At 54.8% G+C, this 13,241-nt stretch carries 8 protein-coding genes and 1 pseudogene; 8 read left to right on the top strand and 1 reads right to left on the bottom strand.

Annotation, left to right across the window (positions count from 1 at the left end; translation table 11 throughout):
* The first annotated feature begins 4 nt into the window (after positions 1-4).
* Positions 5-538, top strand: coding sequence for a gluconokinase (gene gntK / locus NA624_RS08805; RefSeq protein ID WP_000108342.1), 534 nt, complete (start codon positions 5-7; stop codon positions 536-538).
* Entirely contained in the window at positions 535-1,875 is a 1,341-nt protein-coding gene (gene gntU / locus NA624_RS08800) for a gluconate transporter (RefSeq protein WP_000105950.1), read from the top strand. The genes gntK and gntU overlap by 4 nt, the downstream gene beginning before the upstream one ends.
* Here the strand turns inward: gntU and NA624_RS08795 are convergent.
* Positions 1,798-2,172, bottom strand: a pseudogene (locus NA624_RS08795) (MarC family protein); the annotation flags it as partial. The gene gntU and the pseudogene NA624_RS08795 sit on opposite strands and share 78 nt — an antisense overlap.
* A 126-nt stretch (positions 2,173-2,298) precedes the next feature.
* Here NA624_RS08795 and asd point away from each other — a divergent pair.
* The 6 genes from asd (at position 2,299) to glgP (ending at position 13,121) form a co-directional block, all read left to right on the top strand.
* Positions 2,299-3,405, top strand: coding sequence for an aspartate-semialdehyde dehydrogenase (gene asd, locus NA624_RS08790; RefSeq protein WP_000799940.1), 1,107 nt, complete (start codon positions 2,299-2,301; stop codon positions 3,403-3,405).
* 346 nt (positions 3,406-3,751) lie between these two features.
* Positions 3,752-5,938 carry a 1,4-alpha-glucan branching enzyme gene (gene glgB / locus NA624_RS08785; protein ID WP_000098558.1) on the top strand — a complete coding sequence of 729 codons (2,187 nt, stop codon included), beginning with the start codon at positions 3,752-3,754 and terminating at the stop codon, positions 5,936-5,938.
* Positions 5,935-7,911, top strand: a complete 1,977-nt coding sequence (glgX, locus tag NA624_RS08780) for a glycogen debranching protein GlgX (RefSeq protein ID WP_000192500.1) — start codon at positions 5,935-5,937, stop codon at positions 7,909-7,911. Before glgB ends, glgX begins: the two co-directional genes overlap by 4 nt.
* A gap of 14 nt (positions 7,912-7,925) precedes the next feature.
* The gene (gene glgC / locus NA624_RS08775; RefSeq protein ID WP_000253995.1) at positions 7,926-9,221 is read left to right on the top strand and encodes a glucose-1-phosphate adenylyltransferase; all 1,296 of its coding nucleotides are present in this window, start codon (positions 7,926-7,928) and stop codon (positions 9,219-9,221) included.
* Complete coding sequence (gene glgA, locus NA624_RS08770; RefSeq protein ID WP_001197669.1) at positions 9,221-10,654, top strand: glycogen synthase GlgA; 1,434 nt, start codon at positions 9,221-9,223, stop codon at positions 10,652-10,654. The genes glgC and glgA overlap by 1 nt, the downstream gene beginning before the upstream one ends.
* Positions 10,655-10,673: 19 nt before the next feature.
* Entirely contained in the window at positions 10,674-13,121 is a 2,448-nt protein-coding gene (gene glgP, locus NA624_RS08765) for a glycogen phosphorylase (protein WP_000993424.1), read from the top strand.
* Positions 13,122-13,241 lie beyond the last annotated feature (120 nt).

Below are 13,241 nucleotides of genomic sequence, written 5' to 3'. Positions count from 1 at the left end.
CGCTTTGAGCACGACTAATCATGATCACCACGTTTACGTTCTGATGGGCGTATCAGGCAGCGGTAAATCCGCTGTCGCAAGCGCCGTGGCGCATCAGCTTCATGCCGCGTTTCTGGACGGCGATTTTCTGCATCCGCGCTGCAATATTGAAAAAATGGCCTCCGGCGAGCCGTTGAATGATGATGACCGCAAACCGTGGTTACAGGCGCTGAACGACGCCGCTTTCGCGATGCAGCGTACCAATAAAATCTCGCTGATCGTCTGTTCCGCACTGAAAAAACACTATCGCGACCTGCTGCGCGAGGGAAACCCGAACCTCTCCTTTATCTATCTGAAAGGTGATTTCGACGTCATTGAAAGCCGTCTGAAAGCGCGCAAAGGTCATTTCTTCAAAACCCAGATGCTGGTGACGCAGTTTGAAACGCTGCAAGAGCCGGGTGCCGACGAACGCGATGTTCTGGTGGTGGATATCGACCAGCCGCTGGAAGGCGTCGTGGCGAGCACCATTGAGGTCATCAATAAAGGCAGTACGCTGTGAGTACATTAACACTGGTTTTAACCGCCGTCGGTTCCGTCTTACTGCTGCTGTTTCTCGTGATGAAGGCGCGTATGCACGCCTTCGTCGCGTTAATGGTCGTCTCAATGGGCGCGGGGCTTTTTTCAGGGATGCCGCTTGATAAAATCGCCGCGACCATGGAAAAAGGGATGGGCGGCACGCTGGGATTCCTGGCGATTGTGGTCGCGCTGGGGGCGATGTTTGGCAAGATTCTGCATGAAACCGGCGCGGTCGATCAGATAGCCGTGAAAATGCTTAAATCCTTTGGTCATAACCGCGCGCACTATGCGATTGGCCTGGCCGGGCTGATTTGCGCGCTTCCGCTGTTCTTTGAAGTGGCGATTGTGCTGCTGATAAGCGTGGCGTTCTCAATGGCGCGTCATACCGGCACAAACCTGGTGAAGCTGGTCATTCCGCTGTTTGCGGGCGTGGCGGCAGCCGCGGCGTTTTTGTTGCCTGGGCCTGCGCCGATGCTGCTGGCTTCCCAGATGCATGCTGATTTCGGCTGGATGATCCTGATTGGGCTGTGCGCCGCCATTCCTGGCATGATTATCGCCGGGCCGCTGTGGGGGAATTTTATCAGCCGTTACGTTGAGCTGCGTATTCCTGACGACATTACCGAGCCGCATCTGGGCGAAGGCAAAATGCCTTCTTTCGGCTTCAGCCTGTCGCTGATCCTGCTGCCGTTGGTGCTGGTAGGACTGAAAACGATCGCCGCGCGTTTTGTGCCGGAAGGTTCCACCGCTTACGAATGGTTTGAGTTTATCGGCCACCCCTTCACTGCGATTCTGGTCGCTTGTCTGGTAGCGATTTACGGCCTGGCGATGCGTCAGGGGATGCCGAAAGACAAAGTGATGGAAATCTGCGGCCACGCGCTGCAACCGGCGGGCATTATCCTGCTGGTGATTGGCGCAGGCGGGGTGTTCAAACAGGTACTGGTTGACTCCGGCGTCGGCCCGGCGCTGGGCGAAGCGTTAACCGGTATGGGACTGCCGATTGCCATTACCTGCTTTGTACTGGCGGCGGCGGTGCGCATCATTCAGGGTTCCGCGACCGTGGCGTGTTTAACCGCGGTCGGTCTGGTGATGCCGGTCATTGAGCAACTGAATTTCTCCGGCGCGCAGATGGCGGCGCTCTCTATCTGTATCGCCGGCGGTTCAATTGTGGTTTCTCATGTTAACGACGCCGGCTTCTGGCTGTTCGGTAAATTTACCGGCGCGACCGAAGCGCAGACGCTGAAGACCTGGACGATGATGGAAACTATCCTCGGCACGGTCGGCGCGATTGTCGGAATGATTGCTTTCCAACTGCTGAGCTGAGTCTTGTTGCCCGGTGGCGCTGTGCTTACCGGGCCTGGAAACGGGCACATATCGACACCGTAAGCCGGGTAAGGCGTAATCGCTACCCGGTTTTTTTATTGAGGTGTGCATGGCAATCGCCCAACGACATTTTGCCTCGCCATGTTTCAGTACGCGCATAAAAGCAGGCAAATTTCTACGCTGATCCATAATTAGGATCAATAAAACAGCGACGGAAATGATTCCCTTCCTAACGCAAATTCCCTGATAATCGCCACTGGACTTTCTGCTTGCGCGGTAAGGCAGGATAAGTCGCATTACTGATGGCTTCGCTATCATTGATTAATTTCACTTGCGACTTTGGCTGCTTTTTGTATGGTGAAGGATGCGCCACAGGATACTGGCGCGCATACACAGCACATCTCTTTGCAGGAAAAAAACGCTATGAAAAATGTTGGTTTTATCGGCTGGCGCGGAATGGTCGGCTCTGTTCTCATGCAACGCATGGTAGAGGAGCGCGATTTCGACGCTATTCGCCCTGTTTTCTTTTCTACCTCCCAGTTTGGACAGGCGGCGCCCACCTTCGGCGACACCTCCACCGGCACGCTACAGGACGCTTTTGATCTGGATGCGCTAAAAGCGCTCGATATCATCGTGACTTGCCAGGGCGGCGATTATACCAACGAAATTTATCCAAAGCTGCGCGAAAGCGGATGGCAGGGTTACTGGATTGATGCAGCTTCTACGCTGCGCATGAAAGATGATGCCATTATTATTCTCGACCCGGTCAACCAGGACGTGATTACCGACGGCCTGAACAATGGCGTGAAGACCTTTGTGGGCGGTAACTGTACCGTTAGCCTGATGTTGATGTCGCTGGGCGGTCTCTTTGCCCATAATCTCGTTGACTGGGTATCCGTCGCGACCTATCAGGCCGCCTCCGGCGGCGGCGCGCGCCATATGCGCGAGCTGTTAACCCAAATGGGTCAGTTGTATGGCCATGTCGCCGATGAACTGGCGACGCCGTCTTCCGCAATTCTTGATATTGAACGCAAAGTTACGGCATTGACCCGCAGCGGCGAGCTGCCGGTTGATAACTTTGGCGTACCGCTGGCGGGAAGCCTGATCCCCTGGATCGACAAACAGCTCGATAACGGCCAAAGCCGCGAAGAGTGGAAAGGCCAGGCGGAAACCAACAAGATCCTCAATACTGCCTCTGTGATCCCGGTTGATGGTTTGTGTGTGCGCGTCGGCGCGCTGCGCTGTCACAGCCAGGCGTTCACCATCAAGCTGAAAAAAGAGGTATCCATTCCGACGGTGGAAGAACTGCTGGCGGCACATAATCCGTGGGCGAAAGTGGTGCCGAACGATCGTGATATCACTATGCGCGAATTAACCCCGGCGGCGGTGACCGGCACGTTGACTACGCCGGTTGGTCGTCTGCGTAAGCTGAACATGGGGCCAGAGTTCTTGTCGGCGTTTACCGTAGGCGACCAGTTGTTATGGGGCGCCGCCGAGCCGCTGCGTCGAATGCTGCGCCAGTTGGCGTAGTAGCTATTGCAGCGCTTATCGGGCCTGCGTGTGGTTCTGTAGGCCGGATAAGGCGCGTTAGCGCCGCCATCCGGCGGGGAAATTTGTGTTAAACCAGGGGTGCATCGTCACCCTTTTTTTGCGTAATACAGGAGTAAACGCAGATGTTTCATTTTTATCAGGAGTTAAGCAGAGCATTGGCTATTCTTTAAGGGTAGCTTAATCCCACGGGTATTAAGCCTAACCTGAAGGTAGGACGACGCAGATAGGATGCACAGTGTGCTGCGCCGTTCAGGTCAAAGAAGTGTCACTACCTGATGTTGAATTCAGTGAGATGGAGTGACGCCACAAAACAGGATGACAAACCATGTCCAGTCGTATCGATAGAGACGTGATTAATGCGCTAATTGCAGGACATTTTGCGGACCCTTTTTCCGTACTCGGAATGCACCAGACCCAAGCCGGACTAGAAGTCCGCGCCCTATTACCTGACGCCACCGACGTATGGGTGATTGAACCCAAAACCGGACGTAAAGTCGGCAAACTGGAATGTCTCGACGCTCGCGGTTTTTTCTGCGGCGTTTTACCCCGACGTAAAAATTTCTTTCGCTATCAGCTCGCCGTGACCTGGCACGGACAGCAGAACCTCATCGACGATCCTTACCGTTTTGGTCCATTAATACAGGAAATGGATGTCTGGCTATTGTCGGAAGGCACCCACCTGCGTCCTTATGAAACGCTGGGCGCGCACGCCGATACGATGGATGGCGTCACCGGCACCCGTTTCTCCGTCTGGGCGCCTAATGCTCGTCGCGTTTCGGTTGTCGGGCAATTCAACTATTGGGATGGGCGTCGCCACCCGATGCGTCTGCGCAAAGAGAGCGGTATTTGGGAGCTGTTTATCCCCGGCGCGCATAATGGACAACTGTATAAATTCGAGCTGCTTGATGCGAACGGTAATCTGCGCATTAAAGCCGATCCCTATGCTTTTGAGGCGCAGATGCGTCCGGAAACGGCGTCGATGATTTGCGGACTGCCGGAGAAAGTGACGCCAAGCGAAGAACGACAAAAAGCCAATCAGTTTGATGCGCCGATCTCGATTTATGAGGTGCATTTAGGTTCATGGCGCCGCCATACGGATAACAATTTCTGGCTGAGCTATCGTGAACTGGCGGATCAGCTTGTGCCTTACGCCAAATGGATGGGCTTTACGCACCTTGAACTCTTGCCGGTCAACGAACATCCGTTTGACGGCAGTTGGGGCTACCAGCCGACCGGCCTCTACGCGCCGACCCGCCGCTTTGGTACGCGGGACGACTTCCGCTATTTCATCAATGCGGCCCATGCGGCGGGCCTTAACGTCATTCTCGACTGGGTGCCGGGCCATTTCCCGTCCGATGAATTTAGCCTCGCGGAGTTTGACGGCACCCACCTCTATGAGCACAGCGATCCGCGCGAGGGCTATCACCAGGACTGGAATACGCTGATCTACAACTATGGTCGTCGTGAAGTCAGTAATTATCTGGTGGGCAACGCCCTGTACTGGATGGAGCGTTTTGGGATTGATGCGCTGCGTGTCGATGCGGTGGCCTCTATGATCTACCGCGACTACAGCCGCAAAGAGGGCGAGTGGATACCGAACGAGTTCGGCGGTCGTGAAAACCTGGAAGCCATTGAGTTTCTGCGTAATACCAACCGCATTATTGGCGAGCAGGTGCCCGGCGCGGTCAGCATGGCGGAAGAGTCGACAGACTTCTCTGGCGTGACGCGTCCACCGGAAACGGGCGGCCTGGGGTTCTGGTACAAGTGGAACCTGGGCTGGATGCACGACACGCTGGACTATATGAAGCTGGACCCAGTGTACCGCCAGTATCATCACGACAAGCTGACCTTTGGTATGTTGTACAACCATACCGAAAACTTTGTTCTGCCGCTGTCGCACGATGAGGTGGTTCACGGCAAGAAATCCATTCTCGATCGTATGCCGGGCGATGCGTGGCAAAAATTCGCCAACCTGCGCGCCTACTATGGCTGGATGTGGGCCTTCCCCGGCAAGAAACTGCTGTTTATGGGGAATGAGTTTGCCCAGGGACGCGAGTGGAACCATGACGCCAGCCTCGACTGGCACTTGCTGGAGGGGGGCGATAACTGGCACCACGGGGTTCAGCGTCTGGTACGCGATCTCAACCACACCTATCGCCACCATAAAGCGTTGCATGAGCTGGATTTTGATGCTTACGGCTTTGAGTGGCTGGTGGTCGATGACAATGAACGCTCGGTACTGATTTTTGTACGCCGTGATAAAGCCGGTAACGAGATCATCGTCGCCAGCAACTTTACGCCCGTTCCTCGCCACGACTACCGTTTTGGCATCAACCAGCCGGGACGCTGGCGTGAAATTCTCAATACTGATTCGATGCATTATCACGGTAGCAACACCGGCAACGGCGGCGTGGTGCACAGCGATGAGATCGAAAGCCATGGCCGTCAGCACTCTCTTAGCCTGACGTTACCGCCGTTGGCGACGATCTGGCTGATGCGGGAGGGGGAATGACGCAGCTTGCGATCGGCGAAGCAACGCCGCATGGCGCAACGTATGACGGTCATGGCGTGAATTTCACGCTCTTTTCCGCCCATGCGGAGCGCGTAGAGCTGTGCGTTTTTGATTCCCGAGGGAATGAGCGCCGCTATGACCTGCCAGGACGTCGCGGCGATGTCTGGCATGGTTATCTGGTAGGCGCCAGGCCTGGTTTGCGCTATGGCTATCGCGTACATGGCCCGTGGCAGCCAGCGCAGGGGCATCGGTTTAATCCGGCGAAGTTACTGCTTGATCCTTATGCGCGCCGGGTCGAGGGCGAACTAAAAGATCATCCGCTGTTGCACGGCGGACACGATGAACCGGATTACCGCGATAACGCGGCGGTGGCGCCGAAAAGCGTGATAATCAGCGACCATTATGACTGGGAAGATGACGCCGCGCCGCGCACGCCGTGGGGAAAAACGGTCATCTATGAAGCGCATGTCAAAGGGCTGACCTACCTGCATCCGGAACTCCCCCAGGAGATACGCGGCACCTATAAAGCGCTCGGTCATCCGGTCATGGTGGCGTATTTCAAACAGCTTGGCATTACGGCGCTGGAACTGTTGCCGGTGGCGCAGTTTGCCAGCGAGCCGCGCCTGCAACGTATGGGACTGACCAATTATTGGGGTTATAACCCGATGGCGATGTTCGCGCTGCATCCCGCCTGGGCCAGTTCGCCCGAGACGGCGCTGGACGAGTTTCGCGACGCGGTGAAAGCGCTGCATCGCGCGGGGATTGAGGTCATTCTGGACATCGTATTAAACCATAGCGCCGAGCTGGATCTGGACGGTCCAACCTTCTCCCTGCGCGGAATTGATAACCGTAGCTATTATTGGATAAGGGACGATGGCGATTATCACAACTGGACGGGGTGCGGCAACACGCTCAATTTAAGCCATCCTGGCGTGGTGGAATACGCGTGCGAGTGTTTGCGCTATTGGGTGGAAACCTGTCATGTCGATGGTTTTCGTTTTGATTTGGCGTCCGTCATGGGGCGCACGCCGACGTTTCGCCAGGATGCGCCGCTGTTCGCCGCGATTAAAGCGTGTCCTGTGTTATCAACGGTCAAGCTGATTGCTGAACCGTGGGATATTGGCGAGGGCGGCTATCAGGTCGGGAATTTTCCGCCACCGTTTGCCGAGTGGAACGATCATTTTCGCGATGCGGCCCGCCGATTCTGGTTGCCGCGTAACCTGACGACGGGGGAATTTGCCTGTCGTTTCGCCGCTTCCAGCGATGTGTTTAAACGCAATGGCCGCACGCCCGGCGCCTCTGTCAATCTGCTCACGGCGCATGACGGTTTTACGCTCCGGGACTGCGTCTGTTTCAATCAGAAACACAATGAGGCGAACGGTGAGGAAAATCGCGACGGCACCAACAGCAATTACAGCGACAATCATGGTAAAGAAGGATTAGGCGGTCCGCTTGATTTAATGGAGCGGCGGCGCGACAGCATTCATGCCCTGCTGGCGACGCTACTGCTCTCTCAGGGAACGCCGATGCTGCTGGCAGGCGATGAACACGGCCATAGCCAGCACGGCAACAATAACGCCTATTGTCAGGATAATGCCTTAACCTGGCTGGACTGGCAGCAGGCAAACCGTGGGTTAACCACGTTTACCGCCGCGCTGATTCGTTTGCGTCAGCAGATACCGGCTTTAACCGGCAATAGCTGGTGGGAAGAAGGCGATGGCAACGTGCGTTGGCTGAATAAAAACGCGCAACCCTTGAGTGCGGATGAGTGGCAAAACGGGCCTAAGCTGATGCAAATTCTGTTGTCGGACCGTTTTCTGATCGCGATAAATGCCACGCTTGAGGTGACAGATATAGTTTTACCCGAAGGGGAATGGCGCGCCGTTCCCCCATTCGCTGGAGAGGATAATCCGGTGATAACGGCGGTCTGGCAGGGATCTGCGCATGGACTGTGTGTGTTCCAGAGAGGATAAAAAAGGAGTTAATCATGGTGAGTTTAGAGAAGAACGATCGTGTAATGTTGGCGCGCCAGCTGCCACTGAAATCTGTTGCCCTAATCCTGGCTGGCGGCCGCGGCACGCGTCTAAAAGATTTAACGAACAAACGCGCCAAACCAGCCGTCCACTTTGGTGGGAAGTTCCGCATCATCGATTTCGCCTTATCTAATTGTCTGAACTCCGGGATTCGCCGTATCGGCGTGATCACTCAGTATCAGTCCCACACGCTGGTGCAGCACATTCAGCGCGGCTGGTCACTGTTTAGCGAAGAGATGAACGAATTTGTCGATCTGCTGCCAGCTCAACAGCGTATGAAGGGCGAAAACTGGTATCGCGGCACGGCAGACGCGGTGACCCAGAACCTGGATATTATTCGTCGCTATAAAGCGGAATATGTCGTCATCCTGGCAGGCGATCATATCTATAAGCAGGACTACTCGCGTATGTTGATCGATCACGTTGAAAAGGGCGCGCGTTGCACGGTGGCCTGTATGCCGGTGCCGATCAAAGAAGCGACGGCGTTCGGCGTGATGGCGGTCGATGAAAGCGACAAGATTATTGATTTTGTCGAAAAACCGGCGAATCCCCCCGCAATGCCTGGTGACGCCAGCAAATCGCTGGCCAGTATGGGCATTTACGTTTTTGACGCCGATTACCTGTATGAATTGCTGGCGGCAGACGATAAAGATGACGCTTCCAGCCACGATTTCGGTAAAGACATTATCCCCAAAATCACCCGAGAAGGTATGGCTTACGCGCATCCTTTCCCGCTCTCCTGCGTGCAGTCCGATCCGCAAGCCGAACCGTACTGGCGCGATGTAGGTACGCTGGAAGCTTACTGGAAGGCGAACCTGGATTTAGCCTCGGTGACGCCGGAGCTGGATATGTATGACCAGAACTGGCCTATTCGTACGCATATGGAATCGCTACCGCCTGCGAAATTCGTGCAGGACCGCTCCGGTAGCCACGGTATGACGCTGAACTCGCTGGTCTCCGGCGGCTGCATTATCTCCGGTTCGGTGGTGGTGCAATCTGTGCTCTTCCCACGGGTGAGAATAAATTCTTTTTGTAATATTGATTCGGCAGTGTTGTTACCTGAGGTTTGGGTAGGACGCTCCTGCCGTTTACGTCGCTGTGTTATTGACCGTGCCTGTATTATCCCGGAAGGCATGGTGATTGGTGAAAATGCGGAAGAGGACGCTCGTCGTTTCTACCGTTCAGAAGAAGGTATTGTACTGGTCACGCGTGAAATGCTGCGCAAACTGCAGGTCAAACAGGAGCGATAATGCAGGTTTTACATGTATGTTCAGAGATGTTCCCCCTGCTGAAGACTGGGGGTCTGGCGGATGTGATAGGCGCGTTGCCTGCGGCACAAATTGCGGATGGTGTTGATGTTCGCGTTCTGCTTCCAGGGTTTCCCGATATCCGTCGGGGGATACCCGACGCGCATGTGGTGAGCCGCCGCGATACTTTCGCAGGTAAGATATCGCTGCTGTTCGGGCATTATAACGGCGTGGGCATTTATCTGATCGACGCGCCGCATCTGTACGAGCGTCCAGGCAGTCCCTATCACGATACGAATTTATATGCCTATACCGATAACGTGCTGCGCTTTGCCCTGTTAGGGTGGGTCGGCTGTGAAATGGCCTGCGGACTTGATCCATTCTGGCGCCCCGACGTGGTGCACGCCCATGACTGGCACGCCGGGCTGGCGCCCGCCTATCTGGCAGCGCGCGGGCGGCCGGCGAAATCGGTCTTTACCGTACACAACCTGGCCTATCAAGGCATGTTTTATGCAAAGCATATGGATGACATCGAACTGCCGTGGTCATTCTTTAATATGCATGGGCTGGAGTTCAACGGACAACTCTCCTTTTTGAAGGCCGGTTTGTACTATGCCGACCATATTACGGCGGTGAGCCCGACCTATGCGCGTGAAATTACCGAACCGCAGTTTGCTTATGGTATGGAAGGCCTGCTGCGCCAGCGTCATCTGGAAGGGCGCTTGTCCGGCATACTGAACGGCGTGGATGAGAAAATCTGGAACCCGGAATCCGATCTGCTGCTGGCGTCGCGCTACACGCGCGATACCCTGGAAGAGAAGGCGGAAAACAAACGTCAGCTACAAATTGCGATGGGGTTAAAGGTTAACGACAAAGTGCCGCTGTTCGCCGTGGTAAGCCGTCTGACCAACCAGAAAGGTCTGGATCTGGTGCTGGAGGCGTTACCGGGGCTGCTGGAGCAGGGCGGGCAGTTGGCGCTACTCGGCGCGGGCGATCCGGTGCTTCAGGAGGGGTTCCTCGCGGCGGCGGCGGAACACCCAGGGCAGGTTGGCGTACAGATCGGCTATCACGAAGCTTTCTCGCATCGCATTATGGGCGGCGCGGACGTTATTCTGGTGCCCAGTCGTTTCGAACCGTGCGGCTTAACGCAGTTATATGGCTTAAAGTATGGCACGCTGCCTCTGGTGCGGCGTACCGGGGGGTTGGCCGATACGGTCTCCGACAGTTCGCTGGAAAATTTGGCGGACGGTATCGCCAGCGGTTTTGTCTTCGAAGACAGTAACGCCTGGTCGTTGCTACGCGCGATTCGGCGTGCTTTTGTGTTGTGGTCACGGCCTTCGCTTTGGCGGTTTGTACAACGGCAGGCGATGGCGATGGATTTTAGCTGGCAAGTTGCCGCGAAATCATACCGCGAGCTGTACTATCGCTTGAAATAGTCATCCAGGAATCATTTATATGAATGCTCCGTTTACTTATGCATCGCCCACACTCAGCGTTGAGGCGCTTAAGCATTCTATTGCCTATAAGCTGATGTTTACGATTGGTAAAGACCCGGTCATTGCCAATAAACATGAATGGCTGAACGCCACATTGTTCGCGGTGCGCGATCGTCTGGTGGAGCGCTGGCTGCGTTCTAATCGAGCCCAATTATCGCAGGAAACCCGGCAGGTTTATTACCTGTCGATGGAGTTTTTGATTGGTCGTACCCTCTCTAACGCGCTGCTTTCGCTGGGCATTTATGACGACGTTAAAGGCGCGCTGGAGGCCATGGGCTTAGATCTCGAAGAGCTGATCGATGAAGAGAATGACCCAGGGCTTGGCAACGGCGGCTTAGGACGGCTGGCGGCTTGCTTCCTGGACTCGCTGGCGACGCTAGGATTACCGGGTCGCGGGTATGGCATTCGCTACGATTACGGCATGTTTAAGCAGAATATTGTCGACGGGCGGCAAAAAGAATCTCCGGATTACTGGCTGGAATATGGCAACCCGTGGGAGTTCAAGCGCCACAATACGCGCTATAAGGTGCTTTTTGGCGGTCGCATTCAGCAGGAAGGTAAAAAAGCGCGCTGGATTGAGACGGAAGAGATTCTGGCCGTCGCGTATGATCAGATCATCCCCGGTTACGACACCGACGCCACTAACACACTGCGGCTGTGGAATGCGCAGGCCAGTAGTGAAATCAACCTCGGTAAATTCAACCAGGGCGACTACTTTGCGGCGGTGGAAGATAAAAACCACTCTGAGAACGTTTCACGGGTGCTCTACCCGGACGATTCCACCTATTCCGGACGCGAGCTGCGCTTGCGCCAGGAGTATTTTCTGGTCTCGGCGACGGTACAGGATATCCTGCACCGTCATTATCAACTGCATAAAACCTATGAGAATCTGGCGGATAAAATCGCCATTCACCTCAACGATACCCATCCGGTGCTGTCAATTCCGGAGCTGATGCGTCTGCTGATTGATGAACATAAATTTAGCTGGGACGACGCGTTTGAGGTGTGCTGTCAGGTCTTCTCTTATACCAACCATACGCTGATGAGCGAGGCGCTGGAAACCTGGCCTGTCGATATGCTGGGGAAGATTCTGCCCCGTCACCTGCAGATTATCTTCGAGATTAACGACTATTTCCTGAAAACGTTGCAAGAGCAATATCCCAACGATACCAGCCTGCTTGGACGAGCGTCGATTATTGATGAGTCGAACGGTCGCCGGGTACGGATGGCCTGGCTGGCGGTGGTGGTCAGCCATAAAGTCAACGGCGTTTCTGAACTCCATTCCAACCTGATGGTGCAGTCGCTGTTCGCTGATTTTGCGAAGATTTTCCCGACCCGTTTTTGTAACGTCACTAACGGCGTTACGCCGCGCCGCTGGCTGGCGCTGGCAAACCCGCCGCTGTCTGACGTGCTGGATGAGAATATTGGTCGTACCTGGCGTACCGATCTTAGTCAGCTCAGCGAGCTGAAGCAGCATTGTGATTATCCGCTGGTCAATCATGCGGTGCGTCAGGCGAAGCTGGAAAATAAAAAGCGGCTGGCGGTAGTGATAGCGCAACAACTGAATGTGGTGGTGAACCCTAAAGCGTTATTCGACGTGCAGATTAAGCGTATTCACGAATACAAGCGGCAGTTGATGAACGTACTGCATGTCATTACCCGCTATAACCGCATTAAAGAAAATCCGGAGGCCGACTGGGTGCCGCGGGTGAATATTTTTGCCGGTAAGGCGGCTTCCGCCTATTACATGGCAAAACACATTATTCATCTGATCAACGACGTAGCGAAAGTGATTAACAACGATCCGCAGATTGGCGACAAGCTGAAAGTGGTGTTTATCCCGAACTACAGCGTCAGCCTGGCGCAGGTGATCATTCCCGCTGCCGACCTGTCTGAGCAGATTTCTCTGGCAGGGACAGAAGCTTCCGGTACCAGTAATATGAAATTTGCCCTGAACGGCGCGCTCACCATTGGTACGCTGGATGGCGCGAACGTTGAGATGCAGGAGCATGTCGGCGAGGAGAATATCTTTATCTTCGGTAATACTGCCGAAGAGGTGGAAGCGTTGCGCAGGCAGGGTTATAAGCCTCGCGACTATTATGAAAAAGATGAAGAGCTACATCAGGTACTGACGCAGATTGGTAGCGGCGTCTTTAATCCGGAAGAGCCAGGCCGTTACCGCGATCTGGTAGATTCGCTGATTAACTTTGGCGATCACTATCAGGTGCTGGCGGACTACCGCAGCTACGTGGACTGCCAGGATAAGGTGGATGAGTTGTATCGTCGCCCGGAAGAGTGGACGACGAAAGCGATGCTCAACATTGCCAATATGGGCTACTTCTCATCGGACAGAACCATCAAAGAGTATGCCGAAAATATCTGGCATATTGATCCGGTGCGGTTGTAGCGGTTTAACGCTTGAGAACGGGGCCAAACGGCCCCGTTTTTTATCGTGGTATATTCGGGGGGTATGCCGATATTCGTCTGCTGAATCTGTTAGCGGCACTTGGTCTCTGTCATGGAAAAA

Origin of the sequence: Salmonella sp. NW38, from assembly GCF_051807745.1 — a bacterium.
GTDB lineage: Bacteria > Pseudomonadota > Gammaproteobacteria > Enterobacterales > Enterobacteriaceae > Salmonella > Salmonella enterica.
Note: the sequence above shows the minus strand (reverse complement) of the source record. Positions and strands in the feature narration are given on the sequence as shown.